This window comes from Bacillus sp. FJAT-47783 (genome assembly GCF_022808615.1).
Lineage (GTDB): Bacteria > Bacillota > Bacilli > Bacillales > Aeribacillaceae > Bacillus_BZ.
Genome location: NZ_JAKZKS010000013.1, coordinates 32,570 through 50,408, shown reverse-complemented (window position 1 = coordinate 50,408; position 17,839 = coordinate 32,570). Strand labels below are relative to the sequence as shown.

At 36.2% G+C, this 17,839-nt stretch carries 18 protein-coding genes; 15 read left to right on the top strand and 3 right to left on the bottom strand.

The annotated features are described in order from the left end of the window. The first annotated feature begins 9 nt into the window (after window positions 1–9). Entirely contained in the window at window positions 10–414 is a 405-nt protein-coding gene (locus tag MLD65_RS10925; protein ID WP_243291901.1) for a DUF5365 family protein, read from the top strand. Window positions 415–699: 285 nt separating this feature from the next. Here MLD65_RS10925 and MLD65_RS10920 read toward each other — a convergent pair whose 3' ends face one another. Together MLD65_RS10920 and MLD65_RS10915 are read right to left on the bottom strand one after the other, a co-directional pair. Then, on the bottom strand, window positions 700–1,176 hold the full coding sequence (locus tag MLD65_RS10920; RefSeq protein ID WP_243291900.1) for a thioredoxin family protein: 477 nt from the start codon (window positions 1,174–1,176) through the stop codon (window positions 700–702). A 10-nt stretch (window positions 1,177–1,186) separates the two neighbouring features. After that, entirely contained in the window at window positions 1,187–1,606 is a 420-nt protein-coding gene (locus tag MLD65_RS10915) for a disulfide formation protein C (protein ID WP_243291899.1), read from the bottom strand. Window positions 1,607–1,901: 295 nt separating this feature from the next. Here MLD65_RS10915 and MLD65_RS10910 point away from each other — a divergent pair, with 295 nt between their 5' ends. After that, on the top strand, window positions 1,902–2,327 hold the full coding sequence (locus MLD65_RS10910) for a CBS domain-containing protein (protein WP_243291898.1): 426 nt from the start codon (window positions 1,902–1,904) through the stop codon (window positions 2,325–2,327). A 56-nt stretch (window positions 2,328–2,383) separates the two neighbouring features. On the opposite strand, the gene hpt is transcribed toward MLD65_RS10910, so the two are convergent. Next, complete coding sequence (hpt, locus tag MLD65_RS10905) at window positions 2,384–2,911, bottom strand: hypoxanthine phosphoribosyltransferase (RefSeq protein ID WP_243291897.1); 528 nt, start codon at window positions 2,909–2,911, stop codon at window positions 2,384–2,386. 162 nt (window positions 2,912–3,073) lie between these two features. Between hpt and tnpA the strand changes: the two genes are divergently transcribed. From tnpA to MLD65_RS10840, 13 genes are all read left to right on the top strand, one after another. Continuing rightward, window positions 3,074–3,505 (top strand): IS200/IS605 family transposase, encoded by a 432-nt coding sequence (tnpA, locus tag MLD65_RS10900; protein ID WP_243291896.1) that lies wholly within the window; start codon window positions 3,074–3,076, stop codon window positions 3,503–3,505. A gap of 207 nt (window positions 3,506–3,712) precedes the next feature. Beyond that, window positions 3,713–4,825 (top strand): MobA/MobL family protein, encoded by a 1,113-nt coding sequence (locus MLD65_RS10895; protein WP_243291895.1) that lies wholly within the window; start codon window positions 3,713–3,715, stop codon window positions 4,823–4,825. Beyond that, a complete protein-coding gene (locus MLD65_RS10890; protein ID WP_243291894.1) occupies window positions 4,788–5,429 on the top strand; it encodes a hypothetical protein in 642 nt (213 codons plus the stop codon). The genes MLD65_RS10895 and MLD65_RS10890 overlap by 38 nt, the downstream gene beginning before the upstream one ends. Window positions 5,430–5,663: 234 nt before the next feature. After that, window positions 5,664–6,002 (top strand): mediterrocin family bacteriocin, encoded by a 339-nt coding sequence (locus tag MLD65_RS10885; protein WP_243291893.1) that lies wholly within the window; start codon window positions 5,664–5,666, stop codon window positions 6,000–6,002. Window positions 6,003–6,082: 80 nt separating this feature from the next. Beyond that, window positions 6,083–8,053 carry a DUF1430 domain-containing protein gene (locus MLD65_RS10880; protein ID WP_243291892.1) on the top strand — a complete coding sequence of 657 codons (1,971 nt, stop codon included), beginning with the start codon at window positions 6,083–6,085 and terminating at the stop codon, window positions 8,051–8,053. Beyond that, window positions 8,050–8,658, top strand: a complete 609-nt coding sequence (locus tag MLD65_RS10875) for an ATP-binding cassette domain-containing protein (protein WP_243291891.1) — start codon at window positions 8,050–8,052, stop codon at window positions 8,656–8,658. Before MLD65_RS10880 ends, MLD65_RS10875 begins: the two co-directional genes overlap by 4 nt. Further along, complete coding sequence (locus MLD65_RS10870; RefSeq protein ID WP_243291890.1) at window positions 8,655–9,128, top strand: hypothetical protein; 474 nt, start codon at window positions 8,655–8,657, stop codon at window positions 9,126–9,128. Before MLD65_RS10875 ends, MLD65_RS10870 begins: the two co-directional genes overlap by 4 nt. 355 nt (window positions 9,129–9,483) lie before the next feature. Then, window positions 9,484–10,056 (top strand): MerR family transcriptional regulator, encoded by a 573-nt coding sequence (locus tag MLD65_RS10865; protein WP_243291889.1) that lies wholly within the window; start codon window positions 9,484–9,486, stop codon window positions 10,054–10,056. A 313-nt stretch (window positions 10,057–10,369) separates the two neighbouring features. Beyond that, window positions 10,370–10,921 (top strand): glycerol-3-phosphate responsive antiterminator, encoded by a 552-nt coding sequence (locus MLD65_RS10860; protein WP_243291888.1) that lies wholly within the window; start codon window positions 10,370–10,372, stop codon window positions 10,919–10,921. Between the two features lie 378 nt (window positions 10,922–11,299). Continuing rightward, on the top strand, window positions 11,300–12,127 hold the full coding sequence (locus tag MLD65_RS10855) for an MIP/aquaporin family protein (protein ID WP_243291887.1): 828 nt from the start codon (window positions 11,300–11,302) through the stop codon (window positions 12,125–12,127). 48 nt (window positions 12,128–12,175) lie between these two features. Beyond that, on the top strand, window positions 12,176–13,666 hold the full coding sequence (gene glpK / locus MLD65_RS10850; RefSeq protein ID WP_243291930.1) for a glycerol kinase GlpK: 1,491 nt from the start codon (window positions 12,176–12,178) through the stop codon (window positions 13,664–13,666). Window positions 13,667–13,981: 315 nt separating this feature from the next. After that, complete coding sequence (locus MLD65_RS10845; RefSeq protein ID WP_243291886.1) at window positions 13,982–15,670, top strand: glycerol-3-phosphate dehydrogenase/oxidase; 1,689 nt, start codon at window positions 13,982–13,984, stop codon at window positions 15,668–15,670. Window positions 15,671–16,027: 357 nt separating this feature from the next. Further along, on the top strand, window positions 16,028–17,776 hold the full coding sequence (locus MLD65_RS10840) for a phospho-sugar mutase (protein ID WP_243291885.1): 1,749 nt from the start codon (window positions 16,028–16,030) through the stop codon (window positions 17,774–17,776). Window positions 17,777–17,839: the final 63 nt, after the last annotated feature.

The window sequence follows — 17,839 nt, the reverse complement described above, 5'->3', positions numbered from 1 at the left end:
GAGTAATCGTTGAAAATTGTCGTTGCAAGTACAGAGGAGCAAGAAAAATATATTGAGGAACTTGTACAACAAATGTTTACCGAAATCTTTCCGATGTACTTTCCTGACAAAAAGGTTGAGGAATTGGAAGAGATGTCTGTATTAAAACCGGATGATTCTGCGGACTATAACGGTACATTAAAAGAGGCGTTTCAAATTATGTCCAGTCTACAAGCACTTATTGCACTACTAGAAAATGTACAAGAAGCAGAGAGAAATAAAGAAAAGTATAGAGAGATGTTTGAAAAGAATTTGCGTACGTTAGAACAATATGGGTATAAATTTCCCCTATCTTATGATCAATTTCTATCTGTTTCAACGAGGGAAGAAGTCTTTAGTCGGTATATAAAGCCTGCGAATAAGTGGATTATATAGAATCCGGAAGCCCGCAAACGATAATGGTTTGTGGGTTTTTATATACCGAATTAATAGAAGTGATGGAAAAACGTGAGAAAGTGATGAAAAAGTGTTAGAAGTGATGGAAAAATGCCAGATAGTGATGGGAAAAATCGTGTAAGTGATGAAAAAATGCGATTAAAGTGACGAATAAAATAGGTGTAACTAAAAAAATGTGGAGATAGTAACTTAAAAACAATGCTTTTTTCAAAAATAAAATCCGAGTGACGACTCCATTATCATCACTCGGATTTGTTTTGACCGTTAAGATTTCCATTCTGTTAGTAGCTCTTTAAAAAAGGCTTCCTCTTGATAGCCTTCAACACGGTTCACTTCTTTCCCATCCTTGAATTGGACAAGTGTTGGTGTTGAGTTAATATTGTATTGATCCCATCCTTGTTCAAACTCCAACAAGTTGTACTGTTTAATATCCATATTTAATTCTTCTGCAATCGGCATTAAGACAGGTGTTGTATTTTTACAATGTATACATGTTGAACTGAAGAAATAAACAATCATGTCTTCTTTGTTTTTCACTTTTTCTTCAAGCTCTTCAGGAAGTATAATGTTTTGATAATTTGGATCCTCTAATAATTCGATCGTAGCAGGGTCTAAATCATTTTTATTATATGGGTTGTTTTCAACGCCAGCTAACTTTTGCTCATTTTGATAATTCGTAATGAATGCTAATAGGCCGAATAATAGAACGATAATTCCGCCAAATAGTAAAATTTTTTTCAACTGTTTTCACCTAACCTTTTTGTCGTAGAATCATGATACTTGAAATGAAGATAATGGTAAATCCTGTTAGAGCTAAAAGTGGAATGGTAATAAATCCAAACCAGTTCACGTACTCGCCAGTACAAGGAACACGCCCACAAGCAGGAGCATTGTTGCTTAAAAATGAGATTTTTTGTATAGAATAATGGTAAATCGATATAGCTCCGCCAATGGCCGAAAGAATTAACGAATACATCGCAACATTAGTATCTTTTCGAATTGTTGCAATACCAAGAATGAAGACAAGTGGATACATAAAAATTCGTTGATACCAACATAAATCACATGGGATAAATTTCATGACTTCTGAGAAATAAAGACTTCCTAAAGTAGAAACAAGAGATGCGGCCCATGCGATTAAAAGTATGTTTTCTTTTTTGTTTTCGTTCATAATTTCCCTCATTTATCTGTTTTATAATCGTATTTTTGTTGTTGCTTTACATACTTGAGAGAAGTGATTGGATCAAGTCATATCACTCTTCTTTCTCAATGAAAAAAGCAGTAAAATTTACGGTACTAGTCTTTTTCATACACACATGGACATTATAGTACACTTTTTATTAGATTGTAAAAGAATTGAACATAAACTTTATTAAACAATTTGTGAATGATATAATCGTTAATTATTTCCAATAATAAATTGCTGACACCCGTTTAAACTATGTACGAAAGGAGTGGAACAATTTATGAATACGATTCAAGACATTATGAGTAAGAATGTTGTTTGTGTTTCGTCCAATCAAACTGTTCAAGAAGCAGCACAATTAATGAGTCAACATAATATCGGCTCGATTCCTGTTGTTGAAAATGGGCAATTAAAAGGGGTCTTAACCGACCGAGATATTACGCTTCGAACAACCGCGCAAGGGATGGATGGAAATACGCCAGTATCCGAAGTGATGTCGACAAACATTGTTTCAGGTAATCCAAACATGAGCCTGCAAGAAGCATCTCAATTAATGGCACAAAATCAAATTCGTCGCTTACCAATTGTAGAAAACAATCAATTAGTCGGATATGTTGCGTTAGGTGATTTAGCTACAAATCAAATGTCCAACGAATCTGCTGGAGAAGCACTAACTAATATTTCTCAACAAAATCAAACCTTTTAGTTTATAAAAACCAGCCTGATCAAGGCTGGTTTATTTAATACGATAAGATGTCCACTTTATACTTCCTTCACAGAAGCAATATATGGAAGGTTCCGGTACATTTCCGCATAGTCAATACCATATCCGACTATGAATTTATCTGGAATAACAAACCCAACGTAATCCGCTTTTAAGTCAATCTTTCGGCGCTCAGGTTTATCAAGCAATGTACATATTTTTAACGATTTTGGATTATGTAGCTGAAAGTGCTCTTTTAAAAAGCTAAGTGTTAAGCCTGAATCGATGATATCCTCCACAAGAACGACATTTTTACCTGTAATGTTCACATCGATGTCTTTTAACAATCGTACTTTTCCTGTCGTTTCCGTTTGATTGCCGTAACTCGAAGCCGCGACAAAGTCAACGGACACTTTTCCTTCTAGCTCTCGGATTAAGTCAGCTCCAAACACAAATGCTCCTTTTAAAACAATAATGAATACAATTGTTTCATCTTGATAATCTTGCCGAATCTGAGCGCCGATTTCCTTTACTTTTTGCTTCAACTCTTCTTCTGTAATTAAAATGGTATCCAATTCATATGTCATAAGCTCACCTACCTAGTTTGTATTGTAACCATTGAATGGATAAACGTAAACAGGTAAAAAATCGTTTAACTTACAGATGCGTGGTCTAACTCCACCGTCTTTAGACGGTATACGCTTTTAGCCTTATATGGATGTGTCCATACTAAATGAAGAGGTGAGAGTATGGACGGATATAAGAAAAATAGTCATGCTGTTTTTGATATAAAATACCATGTTATCTGGGTAACAAAATATCGATATAAAGTGTTACGCGGTCCCATCGCTATAAGAACAAGAGAGCTCATCAGGCAAGGGTGTGAAGCTCGTGGAATAACCATTCTACAAGGAAGTATCGGAAAAGAACATATTCACTTACTTTTGTCATGTCCCCCAAGTCTTGCCCCGAGTAAAATCATGCAGTACTTAAAAGATAGGTCATCAAGGTTATTGCAAGATGAATTTCCAGCACTGAAGAAGAAATATTGGGGTCAGCACTTATGGGCAAGGGGATATTTTTGTGCAACAGTGGGAACCGTGACAGAGGAAATCATTCGAAATTACATCGCCAATCAATTTCGTGATGAAAAGAACGACATCTTCAGAATTGAGGAATGAGTTTAGTCAAGTTTAGTGTGCTTAAGCATAAATGCTTTAAGATGACTTCAGTCTTAGGTAACGACTTTAGTCGTCGACATTTATGTCTAAATCCACCTGTTTTAGCAAGTGGTCGTTTAAGATGTAATGTTATCAATGAAGTGAATGATCCATAATAGTGATATTGAATATTCTGTAAGTATTACTTTGCAATATAGGTATACCTAATTGTCGAATGCCCAGGAATGGGTCTATGATCGAGGGCTTCTTTGGAATGAAGTGGAGCATGCTGAAAAACGAAAAGACGCTCGTTTGGCTAGAGAAATCAATATTGCGCTACCAAGAGAATTGAACCACCACGAACAAGAAGAATTAATTCGTGATTATGTTCAAGAAACTTTTGTTCATCAAGGGATGATTGCCGATATTGCGATTCATCGCGATGATCCAAACAATCCTCATGCGCATGTCATGCTGACCACAAGAGAAGTGACAGCTGATGGTTTCGGTCCAAAAAATCGTGACTGGAATAAGAAAGAACAGTTAGAATCTTGGCGTGCAGAATGGGCGAATTATGCCAATCGTGCGTTAGAAAGAGCTGATATCAACGAGCGTATTTCGCACCTTTCGCATGAAGCACGTGGACTGGAAACCTTGCCAACGGTTCATCTTGGCCATGTCGCTCATGAAATGGAAAAACGGGGCATTCAGACGGAACGTGGGAATCTGAATCGTGAACGCCAAGCATATAATCAAACGGTTGTGGAGCTTCAAAAGTATCGGGAAGAAAAACAAGCGCTAGAGCAAGAAATGGCTCGGAAACAGGAAGAAAAGCGAAACGTCGAGTGTTTTTATACAGATACCGAGCCTGTTGAGTTACAAAAGGCTTCCAAACTCTTAAAAGCTGAACCGAGTCTGGCCAAGATTCAGGAAAGACGTCAGCAACTTGATAAATGGGAAAAGCGATTGGATCAGAATAGCCAATATATCCGTTGGAAAGATAACACGATTCAAGAAGCTGAAAAACAAATCGAAACCATTCAATGGCTCAATCCGTCGAAATTAAAGGAAAATCGACTCACGAAAGAGCGAGCTGAACAGACGATTTCAAGAGCCAAAAGTGAAATCCAGCTCCGTGAGGAAAAGCTTCATTATCACCGTGAGAAGCTTGACTTCCACAGCGAAACGGAATTTGAGGACATCAAACATCAATATGAAACCGAGCGTCCAGAACTCTTGGCGAAAAATCAAAAAGCTCGTCAACAAATCCACTATGAACGAGATGTGCTTCAGAAGGCTGAAAATGCCCATAAAAACGCTTTTGTCCTTTTTATATCCTAAACGCCCTGAAATGCGTTATATGAGCTTCCAAACAGCCATGAAGATTGTCCAACTGAATACCCAATACGGAGAAGGAAGAAAAATTCCGATTGAGAACATCGAAGAAACGTTCCATCATCGAAAACAGGAAATCCAAAGACTACAAGGAGAAATTCAACGTGTGGATCAGAACCGGTCACGTTTAGAGCAAGCAGAAGATTACCTACGTGATTACGAGAAGCACCAAGCCATTGTCGAGAAATATGAACATAACCCATTCTTGAGAGGAAAAATGCTTTTCTCCAAGTCCATCAAGCAAGAATATGAAGATGCGGTTGCGGCCCGTGACCGTTCTCAATACTACATGGAGAAGGAAGGTGTTTCTGGAAGAGTTGACTTTGAAAAACAAGTGGATCAGCTCGACAAAATGGAAGCGAGAGTACCTGAATGGAAAAGCCAAATCGAATCGCTTGAAAAAGGATTAGGTTTATTGGATGCCGTTCTAAAAGGATTAGAGCAAGCCACAGTGGAAATGACCAGAGAACGAAAACGTCAGCAGCAACAACCAACCAAACGAAAAAGGAAATCCAAGCAACGATACAAAAGTATGGAGCTTGAAAGGTAGGGAATGATGAAATAAACCAAAAAATTCCTCTTGAAATTACAGCGCAATAACTGGTAGTAATGTCAAATAATATAATAAAAATAAGGAAAATAAAGGATTTTATACCTTGATGTAGAAATATTAATAGCGATAGCGCTGTCAATACATAAATCTTGTGAGGTGATGAGTGGTTAGTTTAATTGTATTTAGTTGTATCATAAAAATCTTTTTAGGAAATTAAAGGGGGAAAAATCTATGAAAAAACTATTAATTTGTACTGCATTAGCTTTGGGTTTATTAGGTTCTTCAATAACACCTGCAGATGCAACAACGTACACCAAAAGTAGTAGTGGGCAATCCTTTTCAAAATCTTGGGAACTTACTGCTAGTGGTACTAACTGGTTAATGAGATATGGATTTAATACTGCTTGGATTGACGAAGATTATACTCATACAACACATTCTGTATATGATCATACTGCAACAGTCAGCAATGGAAATGGTGCTTATTCTAAAAATGCTAGTGATGGAGCATGGGCAAAAATAGAAGTTAGACATAGTGGATCATATATCCAATACAGCATATCATATTAAATTCCATACTGATTCTATACTATTTGGAATTAACAATATATATTATGTAAACACGCTACTCAAACTACGGAGGGATTTTTTTGAAAGTAATCAAGTATATTATTAGTTTTTGTATTCTCTTCATCGGTATGCTAATTATTGGTGAAAGTCATATCTTTCGTTTAAATAACTTTTATACTCAATTTCACAATACAACTCTGTATTTACAACCAAATATAACGGATGAAGAGATGGTAAATGATATACTTAATTCAGCTCAAAATAATGAAGTTGAAGTATTCACTTTCACTAAAACTCTCCGTAGTACTTTTCTTACTGAGTTTGAAATTTATGGATCTAACGGGGTAGAAAAATACATAAATAAGAATTTAAATATATTTAATCAAGAATATAAAAGTCTGTTTTTAGGTAATATTAGATTCGAATTTAACGAATTTAAAACAATACCTGATATGGAAAATATTAATGACTTCTATGTCATTGGTGAAAAAGAAAAAGTTAACGAATTTAAAATGGAGCTAATCGATAAATATGCTGGTAATCACCCAAAAGAAGGTTATAAACGGAATGATATAAGAAACAATATTATTTTTATTTGGTTCCTTATTATAAGCATAATTTTATTACTAACATTTTATGATGCCATACTTCAAAAAAAGGAAAATCTGATTAGAATCTCAATGGGTGAATCAATAAATATAATCTTCTGGAAGAATATATTTATTGATTCCTTTGTGTTAGTATCCATTTTTTTAACAATAATATACATATTATCAAAATATACACATGTGTTTTTTAGATTTGATATTTCCCTGATTGCTTTCATTATTTTATTAATATCAAACTCATTCATTTATCTAAATTTGTATTTTTACAATATTAAAGAAGTTTTTTCCAATAGCATAGGTTCTAAAAAGTTATTGTCACTTAATTATAGTTTAAAGTTAATCACATCCGTGCTTACAACTCTCATTATCTCTAGCAATCTAGTTTTCATTCTTGATTCCTATAATCTGTACAAACAAAAGTCCTTTTTTCAGGAGCATGACGACTATTATTATACTAGATTAGAGTATAAACCTACCCCTAATAGTGATAGTTCATTGCATAATACACTTACAGAAAGCGCAAAAGTACAGGCGAATTTTTACAGGGAATTCTTTAAAAAATTTAATGCAATTTCACTAGTTAATATCTCTAACTTTTCAAAAACAGAAGGAATTTTAGCAAATAAAAATTCTTATGATTATTTATCAGGAAAAATCAAGAAGTTGAATGAAATTAATCTAAACAAGGATTTTTATTTTATTTTGCCTCAAAAAATGAAAAATGATTCTCTGATTATTCAAGAGTTAAAAGAAGCAATCAATTTTTATGAAGGAGATTCTCTAATCTATAATTATGAAATCATTTACTACAACGAAAACATAGAAATCATCAGCATCGATGAAAATTATGTATACCGAAGTGATTTAGTAAAGAATCCAGTCATTCTTTATAATAATATGTCAATAGATATACTTGAAAAACAACCAGACGATTCACAAAAAATAAACTATGTACATGATATTATGTATAAAATATCAGATGATGAATTTAATAAATTTGTTGCTGATCATAATTTAACTAATCAAATTGTTAGTAAAACAAATGTTTTTGAAAACTATGAAAACAAATGGATTATTGCTAAGAGAATCTTATATATGAATTTTGTTTTTAGTATTTTAGTCTTAGCTTTAGAATTTATTATTATAAATTCAATTATTAAATTAGAATATGAAGTAAACGCAATTGAACTTGCTATTAAGAAAGTCATAGGACACAGTATATTCGAAAAGCATAGAAAAATTATTTTAATCACAATAGTAACTACAATATTGAGTATTTTAACTTCCGTTATTATTGCTTGGCTCATTGAATTTAACAAATTTTATTATCTAATCCTTGCAGGAATGATTATTTTATTTCTAGAGTATTTTCTAATTTTGTTTTATATTCACAAAACTGAAAAAGGTAAAATTCAGAAAATACTTAAAGGAGGGAATATATGATTGAAATTAAAAACTTAACTAAGAAGTTCGATGATAAAATTTTATTTTCAAATTTCAATTTAACAATAGATGATGGGTCATTTGTCATTTTTTCAGGTCCTAGTGGTTGTGGAAAAACAACATTACTGAATATGATTGGAGCTATTGAAAAAATAGATGCAGGAGACATCATCGTTGACGGTATTGACATAAAAAACAAAAGGAATCATTTAAATTATTTTAGAACTAAAATAGGATTTTTATTTCAAAATTTCGCACTTATTGACGGTAAAACCGTTAAAGAAAATTTAAAGCTGATTCGTAAGGACTGTAAAACTGAATTATCAATAGAAGAAGCCTTAAGTATTGTGGGATTAGAGAATAAATTAAACAAAAAAGTTTATACATTATCAGGTGGAGAACAACAAAGAGTAGCTTTAGCCAGATTAATGCTCAAAAAATGTGATATTATCCTAGCTGATGAACCTACAGGTTCCCTTGATAAGAATAATGCCAATATAGTTTTAAGAATCTTAAAGCAACTAAATGAACAAGGTAAAACAATTATACTTGTTACACACGATGAAGAAATAAAAAAGCAAGGAGGGGTGGTGGTAAGTTTATGAAAGAAACTAGTATAAAAGAAAGTCCTAGTAAGAAAATAAGTATTAAAAAGATTCTATTAATTGTCATTTCAATTTTTCTAATTTGGAATATTGCTTGGTTTTTAATAACAGCAATTAAATATAATAAATTTACAGAAGCAATACCGAAAAATGAATATGGTGTCTATATTAAAGAAGAGGATGGATATCTCTATAACGTAAAAAAACCAGGATATTTAAGCTTTACCGGTAACCTAGGTGTTAGTAAAAAAGAAAGTATGAATGGCTTAATCATTTGGCCATTATTATTTGGTGGATTTGAATATGGTATCAGACTACAAAATGATGGAGAAGTATATGAGATCTACGTCGATGAAAATATGAATCCAATAAATGTAGATGATTCAGTTGCTATCCAACAGTTAGAGGAACATAAAGTTGAAATTGAAAAAATGATTTCTAAAGCCAATGAAATATGGGACTTGCAATAAAAACAGTCTGTTAGTTTATACAAAATTCATACAAACCTAGTTAACATAAGGCCAATGATAGGAAGTCATGAAAACCGCCCATCCCTTGCCCCACAAGGAATCGGCGGTTTTTCGTTTGGACTCGTTTATGCAGGATTTTATACATCGTTGATGGATCAAGGGTTTTCCCCTTTTCTGATACATTGAATCTTGCATAAAAAAGGGGGATTTTATGCAGTCCTCTTGGACCTTTTTATCCTTATGAAACAGGTAAGTCACTCCTGTTGTCCGTCGAATGCTTCTAAAACGGATAAATGAACGCTCTACATCCCGTCTCATCCCACTCAAAACGGTTGTCCATGAGGAGGTTGAATAAATGGAATCGCAAGAACGAGCTTACAGTACAAAAGAAGTGAGCCATACCTTAGGGATTGGTGATAGCACCTTACGAAAATGGTGCCTAGCTTTGGAAAAGAACGGTTATACCTTCATCAAAAATGAACGAGAACAGCGACTATTTATTGAAAGCGATCTCGTCTGTCTTAGACACTTCCAAACCCTTGTTCAACAGCACAACATGCAGTTAGAGAACGTCGCAATCGTTGTCATTGACCGGTTTGGGAAAGGTGCGTTCGAAGAAGGAACGGGCCCTCGTCTAATAAGATTAATAGTTAAAGATGACGAATTGAAATATAGTACGGTTGTAAAGCTAGTTGAAAAAGTTGATAACAATGAAGTGACTTTAATTATTCCTACAATAGTCATTGCTGAATGCTGTTGGTTATTAAAGACATTTTTTAAACTGGAAAAACAATTAGTTACTGAATATCTCATTGATATTATAGAATCAGAAAATGTCGAACTAGAAGAGGATAATGTAATAGATGTGTTAAGATTATATTCAGAAAAGAATGTCGATTTTGCTGATGCATTACTTTGTGATAAATAAAGAAGAAACGTTCCAGTATTAACGTGGGATCATAAGGAGTTCAAAAAGCTAGATTGTGAATATTTTACGCCAAACGATCTTATATGAAATCATCTGGCGTAAAATATTTTATAGGAACAAAAGGCTTCCTGCTACGATCTTTTGCTAAAGATCATTAAAACAATTGCTTTCTGAGCGGTCTATTGTGTAGAAAATGATTATCCTCCACCAATTCATTAAATGCGAAAGCTGTGCGGAAATCAAACGTTGAAAATGATGAAGAGCTACTTATAATAGGGAGAAGGGATGTTAGAATAAGAAGGAGTGACTACTATTGAGTTTTCATGGGCAATCCGTTCTTCCAGCTTTACGAAGTATGAAGCAGTTCGACCGGTTTTTAAAGAGTGACTATGCATACGGAGTATTGCTTGATAGTCATTTAGGGCAATTGAAAGGCTTAGTCAATGAAGCGAAATCGAAAAAGAAGAAATTATTTATCCATGTTGATTTAATTCAAGGGTTAAAACATGATGAGTATGCTACTGAATTTTTATGTCAAGAGATTAAACCGGATGGGCTCATTTCAACAAGGTCTTCCGTTATTGCAAAAGCGAAGCAAAAAAAGGTATATGCGATTCAACGAATCTTCTTACTCGATACTGGGGCACTGGAGAAAAGTTTAGCGCTGATCAAAAAGTATGAGCCTGATTTTATCGAAGTGATGCCTGGTATTATTCCATCATTAATCGATGAAATTAAAGAGAAAACAGGTATTCCGATATTTGCTGGAGGGTTAATTCGTTCCAAAGAGGATGTTGTAAATGCCTTAAATGCTGGAGCGACTGCTGTTACAACATCGAGAGAAGATTTGTGGCTTCCATTTTGAGTGTTGACAACGCTTTCATAATTATGATACTATTCTATCAAGTTAATAGTTGTGATGGAGAAAAGGAGATCCACAACAAGTTCCTTCCTAATTATAGGGGGTTATTTGTTGTGGATCTTTTTTGTCGTTGTTTAGGAAATTGTAAATTTCCTAACTGTGGACAACTTTGTTCATAGTGTTTTGCGTCTAGCTTCGGCGTTAGTGGCTAGCAAACTTCCTATTCCATCCGTACGATAAGTCAACATCGACTCACATACTCGCCTGAGTTTCCTTTATCTCCTACTGAAATGGAACAGTTTGTACGCCGCTTTAATGAAGCTCTCGCGCTTTTGTTCTTGAACTCCATTACACTAAAATTATTGAATAGGGGGAAGATAGATGTCAGCTTTTATGGGAGAATTAATAGGTACGATGATATTAATTGTTTTAGGAGCAGGTGTGTGCGCTGGTGTCAGCTTAAAAAAGTCGTTAGCACATAACTCTGGATGGATTGTCATTACATTCGGATGGGGATTAGGTGTTGCTATGGCGGTATATGCTGTTGGAGGGATTAGCGGAGCCCATTTAAATCCAGCCGTTACACTTGGGCTTGCTTTTGTAGGTGAATTTTCTTGGGGGCAAGTACCATCTTATATTGTTGCCCAAATGATCGGAGCGTTTATAGGTGCTGTTCTCATTTATTTTCATTATTTACCTCACTGGAAGGAAACAGAAGATCCAGGTGTTAAATTAGGCGTCTTTTCAACGGGTCCTGCTATTTCGAACCGATTTGCCAACTTTTTTAGCGAAGTTTTTGGTACATTTATATTAGTTTTAGGCATCTTAGCGATTGGAGCAAATGAATTTACAGAAGGTTTAAATCCCCTTATCGTCGGTTTTTTAATTGTTAGTATCGGTTTATCATTAGGAGGAACGACAGGATATGCCATTAACCCAGCTAGGGATTTAGGTCCGCGAATTGCTCATTTCGTTCTACCTATCCCGAACAAAGGTCGTTCCAATTGGGAGTATGCGTGGATTCCAGTTATTGGCCCAATGTTAGGTGGTTCTTTTGGCGGTCTCTTCTATCAATACATTTTTAAAGGAGAAAATGGTCAATATTTTTGGATTGGCAGCGTCGTCTTAGTGGTCGTGTTGGCCATTATGTATGTAATGAGCAAAAAAGAGGAACATACCATTTCACAAGCGAAAAAAGTCGTTTACTAACCAATTTTTTGTAAAGGTTTTCAATTTAGAATAAATGGAGGTAGAATGATGGAAAAATTTATTTTATCACTTGATCAAGGAACGACGAGCTCACGTGCGATTTTGTTCAATCAAAAAGGAGAGATCGTACATATCGCACAAAAGGAGTTTACGCAGCATTTTCCAAATCCAGGCTGGGTCGAGCATGATGCGAATGAAATTTGGGGCTCTATTTTAGCTGTTATCGCATCGTGTTTGTCTGAGGCGAATGTGAAGGCTGAACAAATTGCTAGTATTGGCATTACGAACCAACGTGAAACGACAGTTGTTTGGGATAAAGAAACAGGAAATCCAGTTTACAACGCTATCGTTTGGCAATCACGACAAACAGCAGAAATTTGTGACGAGTTAAAAGCCGCTGGATACGACCCGTTATTCCGAAGCAAAACAGGATTATTAATCGATGCGTACTTTTCTGGTACAAAAGTAAAGTGGATTTTAGACAATGTTGACGGTGTGAGAGAAAAAGCAGAACAAGGGAAATTACTATTTGGAACGATTGACACATGGCTCATTTGGAAACTTTCTGGTGGAAAAGCACATGTAACGGATTACTCCAATGCGTCTCGTACATTAATGTTTAACATTCATGAATTAAAATGGGATGAAGAGATTTTAGACATTTTAGGAATACCTGCTAACATGCTTCCAGAAGTACGTCCTTCCTCGGAAGTATATGCGAATACGGTAGATTATCATTTCTTTGGACAGGAAGTGCCGATTGCAGGAGCGGCTGGGGATCAACAAGCAGCCCTATTTGGTCAAGCGTGTTATGAAAAAGGAATGGCAAAAAATACGTACGGAACAGGCTGTTTTATGCTGATGAATACCGGGGAAAAAGCGATTAAATCCGAGCACGGGTTATTAACAACGATTGCATGGGGCATTGACGGTAAAGTTGAATATGCGCTTGAAGGAAGTATCTTCGTAGCAGGTTCAGCGGTTCAATGGTTACGAGATGGCTTGCGGATGTTTAAAGACGCTAAGGATAGTGAAGATTATGCTTCAAGAGTGGAATCTACAGACGGTGTATATGTTGTCCCTGCATTTGTCGGGCTTGGAACGCCGTATTGGGACAGTGATGTAAGAGGGGCTGTGTTCGGTTTAACGCGTGGTACGCAAAAAGAACATTTCATTCGCGCTACACTTGAATCTTTAGCGTATCAAACTAAAGATGTTTTACGTGCAATGGAGAAGGATTCAGGGATTACATTAAAAACATTACGTGTTGATGGCGGAGCGGTTAAAAACAATTTCTTAATGGAATTTCAAAGCAATATTTTAGGAGTGCCAGTAGAACGACCATCCGTTAATGAAACGACAGCACTCGGAGCTGCTTATTTAGCAGGTCTTGCCGTTGGCTATTGGAAAAACCGTGACGAAATTAAAAAACAGTGGAATGTTGACAAACAATTCGAATCAACAATGGCGGAAGAGAAACGAAAAGAGCTTTATGATGGCTGGAAAAAAGCTGTCAGAGCTGCGATGGCGTTTAAATAAACGGATCATTTACGAACTTTTTGAAATATGTTACAATAAAGATAAGTTAATATTCGGTTGGAGACATGGAGAGACCACAACGCTAAAGCAATTCGTGTGCATATTGCTTTAGATTCGTTGTGGTCTCTTTTTGTTTAAAGATAAATATAAATTTTTGTATGTGGTTTTTATCGTCAAGCGAAAGCCCCTACTCCTCGATGGAAAATAACTTTACGTTGTAAAGGGAAAAAGGGCCTTTTCGTCGTAAAAACATTTTTGTCTGAGGCGGATCAGGTGCTTGCGCTTTTCTATATCATAACTGGAGGCGAGAAGTTGATGAGTTTTTCAAGTTTAAACCGTGAAGGTATCTTAAATAAAATGACAAACGATACGTACGATGTATTGGTGGTTGGTGGAGGCATTACAGGTTCAGGGATTGCTTTAGATGCTGCGACACGTGGAATGAGAGTAGCAGTATGTGAGATGCAAGACTTTGCGGCCGGTACATCGAGCCGTTCTACAAAACTTGTGCATGGTGGGCTTAGATATTTAAAACAATTTGAAGTGAAAATGGTCGCAGAAGTTGGGCGAGAACGTGCTGTTGTTTATGAAAATGGTCCGCATGTGACGACCCCTGAATGGATGCTTCTTCCGATTCATAAAGGAGGAACATTCGGTAAATTTTCAACCTCCATCGGTCTTTTAGTTTATGATTATTTAGCAGCAGTAAAAAGAAGTGAACGGCGTAAAATGTTAAATGCGTCCGAAACGTTAGCTAAAGAGCCGCTAGTAAAGAAGGAAGGGTTAAAAGGCGGAGGATATTACGTTGAATACCGAACGGATGATGCACGTCTCACGATTGAAGTGATGAAAGAAGCAGTGAAATTTGGTGCTGATGCTGTTAATTATGCGAAAGTCACTGAATTCCTCTACAAAAACGGAAAAGTAGTCGGGGTCAAAGTTAAAGATATGTTAACAAACAAAACATACGAAATTTATGCGAAAAAAATTATTAATGCAGCAGGGCCGTGGGTTGATACGCTTAGGGAAAAAGACAACTCAAAAAAAGGAAAGCAACTGCAGTTAACGAAGGGCATTCATTTAGTATTTGATCAAACAAAATTTCCATTAAAGCAAGCGATCTATTTTGATACACCAGATGGGAGAATGGTGTTTGCGATTCCAAGAGACGGAAAAACATACGTTGGTACAACCGATACTGTGTACAAAGGGGATACAGCAAATCCAAAAATGACGTTTGAAGATCGGAAGTACGTTCTTGGTGCGATTCATTTTATGTTCCCAGATTTAAAGCTTACGGAAGATGACGTTGAATCTAGTTGGGCAGGTGTACGTCCTTTAATATATGAAGAAGGGAAAGATCCATCCGAAATTTCGCGTAAAGACGAAATTTGGACGTCACATTCTAGTCTCATCACGATTGCGGGTGGGAAATTAACAGGATACCGAAAAATGGCTGAAATGGTCGTCGACTTAGTAGCGAAACGGCTAAAAGAAGAGGAAGGGTTAGTTTTTGAGCCATGTAGAACGAAAAACCTTCCAATTTCAGGAGGACATGTTGGAGGGTCTAATAAGCTCCCTTCATTTATTGAACAAAAAACAAAGGAAGGAATGGACATAGGTCTATCGGAGGAAGAGGCACGTTCTTTTGCTAAAATGTACGGCTCTAATGTGGATGAGGTGTTCGCATTGACACAATCATTAGTGGAAGAAGCAAAAAAACGCCAAGTACCCGCTTCCTTATTAGCTCAAGTAGAGTACAGTATTGTATCAGAAATGACAACAACACCAGTCGACTTCTTTGTGAGAAGAACGGGCGCTGTATTCTTTCATATCCAATGGGCAAGAAAGTGGAAAGAAGCGGTTATAAATTATATGGCGGATCGCTTCGGGTGGAGCAAAGAGGAAAGAAGGCGCCATGAAACAGCTTTACAAGAACAGATTCATGACGCTGTTATGCCAAAAGATCAAACCGTTGACCAATCATCAAAATCTGCATCCTAAACAGAACAAAAGCGTAGGGAGTTTTCTTAAGCGACATACGTACAAACTGTCCATTTCAGTAGGATATAAAGAAACTCGGGCGACGTTTTTCGTACGGATGAAATGGGAAGTTTGCTAGCCGCAAGCAACTATGAACAACGTTGACCAAAAGTCGTGAATTTTATCATTACCTATACAACGAAAAAGCCGTCACATAAATTGTGACGGCTTTAAAATTCATTGTTAAACGGTTTTCTACTTTTTTCAACAAGATATGCTAAAATATTTTAAGGTTGTCGTTTTTCTTTAGGAGGAAGAAGATGTTTGCTCTAGTATAATAAAAATGAGCAAAAACAACGTAGGAGGTTTTTTAATTTCATGAACTGGAAAACGAATTACGAGCGTTGGAATCAAGCAACAAATCTAGATGAAGAGTTGAAACAGCAATTAACAGATATAACAAAAGATGAAAAACAACTCGAGGATTGTTTTTACAAAAACTTAGAATTTGGTACAGGTGGAATGCGCGGTGAAATCGGGCCGGGTACGAACCGCATGAACATATACACGATTCGAAAAGCATCATATGGTTTAGCGAAATACATAGAATCTTTTGGAGAAGAAGCGAAAAAACGCGGTGTTGTCATCGCTTTTGATTCCCGGCATAAGTCACCAGAATTTGCGATGGAGGCAGCCAAAACACTTGCGACAAACGGGATTCAAACATACGTGTTTGATGAGCTTCGTCCAACACCACAATTATCGTTTGCTGTCCGTCATTTACATGCTTTCTCAGGGATTGTTATTACAGCGAGTCACAACCCACCTGAATATAACGGTTATAAAGTGTACGGTGAAGACGGTGGACAGCTACCGCCAAAACAAGCTGATGAAGTGATTGAGAAAGTATACGAAGTAGAAAACGAGCTGGAAGTCCAAGTAGAAAGTGAACAGTTGTTAAAACAACAGGGGCTCATTAAGGTGATTGGCGAAGAAATTGACGATGTTTATACGGAGAAATTAACGACTATCTCTTTAAATCCAGAGCTAGCAAACGAAGTTGATGTGAAAGTTGTTTTCACACCGCTTCACGGAACGGCAAACAAACCGGTTCGTCGTGGCTTAGCGGCACTTGGTTACGAAAATGTAACCGTTGTTTCAAAACAGGAATTACCGGACCCGAACTTCTCAACAGTCAAGTCACCAAACCCTGAAGAGCATGCAGCATTTGAGTTAGCGATTCAAGAAGGGGAAAAGATAGATGCTGATCTTTTAATCGCAACAGATCCAGATGCTGACCGGTTAGGTGTAGCAGTGAAAAATGATAAAGGTGAATACGTCGTGTTAACAGGTAACCAAACAGGTGCATTATTGCTTCACTACATTTTATCTGAAAAGAAAGCAAAAGGCACTCTACCGCAAAACGGCGTTGTATTAAAAACAATCGTTACATCTGAAATTGGTCGTGCTATTGCAAAATCATTTGGGTTAGATACGATCGATACGTTAACAGGCTTTAAATTTATCGGTGAAAAAATTAAGGAATATGAGCGTACAGGACAATACGAATTCCAATTTGGGTATGAAGAAAGCTACGGCTATTTAATTAGAGATTTTGCCCGTGATAAAGATGCGGTGCAAGCGGCGATTTTAGCTGTTGAAGTGTGTGCATACTACAAGAAAAAAGGAATGACGTTGTATGAAGGCTTGCTTGAACTTTTCAATAAATACGGCTTCTATCGTGAAGGGTTAAAATCGTTAACGTTAAAAGGAAAAGACGGTGCGGAACAAATTCAAGGCATTTTAACAAAGTTCCGCGAACAAACACCTGAACAAATGGCGGGTAAGAAAATCACTGTGAAAGAAGATTATCAAATAAGTGAACGTACTTTTATAGAAACGAATAAAACAGAAGCGATTGAATTACCGAAATCAAATGTATTGAAATATTTCTTAGAAGATGGCTCATGGTTCTGTATTCGTCCATCCGGAACTGAGCCGAAAGTGAAATTCTATTTTGCCGTTCAAGCGGATTCACTAGAAAATAGTGAAAAGGCATTAGAAGAGTTAACAAGCGCCGTCATGGAAAAAGTAAATGAAATGTTAAAGGAAACTGAAAGAGCATAAGGCTCTTTCAGTTTTTGTTATCTTTTTATTTTTTTTTAGAATGGCCAACACACCTTGAATGTA

Bases quoted from the DNA above. Each gene is read 5' to 3' on its own strand.
- MLD65_RS10915 (WP_243291899.1), bottom strand. From the start codon at position 1,606: ATGAACGAAAACAAAAAAGAAAACATACTTTTAATCGCATGGGCCGCA.
- MLD65_RS10910 (WP_243291898.1), top strand. From the start codon at position 1,902: ATGAATACGATTCAAGACATTATGAGTAAGAATGTTGTTTGTGTTTCG.
- hpt (WP_243291897.1), bottom strand. From the start codon at position 2,911: ATGACATATGAATTGGATACCATTTTAATTACAGAAGAAGAGTTGAAG.
- tnpA (WP_243291896.1), top strand. From the start codon at position 3,074: ATGGACGGATATAAGAAAAATAGTCATGCTGTTTTTGATATAAAATAC.
- MLD65_RS10890 (WP_243291894.1), top strand. From the start codon at position 4,788: ATGCCCATAAAAACGCTTTTGTCCTTTTTATATCCTAAACGCCCTGAA.
- MLD65_RS10885 (WP_243291893.1), top strand. From the start codon at position 5,664: ATGAAAAAACTATTAATTTGTACTGCATTAGCTTTGGGTTTATTAGGT.
- MLD65_RS10875 (WP_243291891.1), top strand. From the start codon at position 8,050: ATGATTGAAATTAAAAACTTAACTAAGAAGTTCGATGATAAAATTTTA.
- MLD65_RS10870 (WP_243291890.1), top strand. From the start codon at position 8,655: ATGAAAGAAACTAGTATAAAAGAAAGTCCTAGTAAGAAAATAAGTATT.
- MLD65_RS10865 (WP_243291889.1), top strand. From the start codon at position 9,484: ATGGAATCGCAAGAACGAGCTTACAGTACAAAAGAAGTGAGCCATACC.
- MLD65_RS10855 (WP_243291887.1), top strand. From the start codon at position 11,300: ATGTCAGCTTTTATGGGAGAATTAATAGGTACGATGATATTAATTGTT.
- glpK (WP_243291930.1), top strand. From the start codon at position 12,176: ATGGAAAAATTTATTTTATCACTTGATCAAGGAACGACGAGCTCACGT.
- MLD65_RS10845 (WP_243291886.1), top strand. From the start codon at position 13,982: ATGAGTTTTTCAAGTTTAAACCGTGAAGGTATCTTAAATAAAATGACA.
- MLD65_RS10840 (WP_243291885.1), top strand. From the start codon at position 16,028: ATGAACTGGAAAACGAATTACGAGCGTTGGAATCAAGCAACAAATCTA.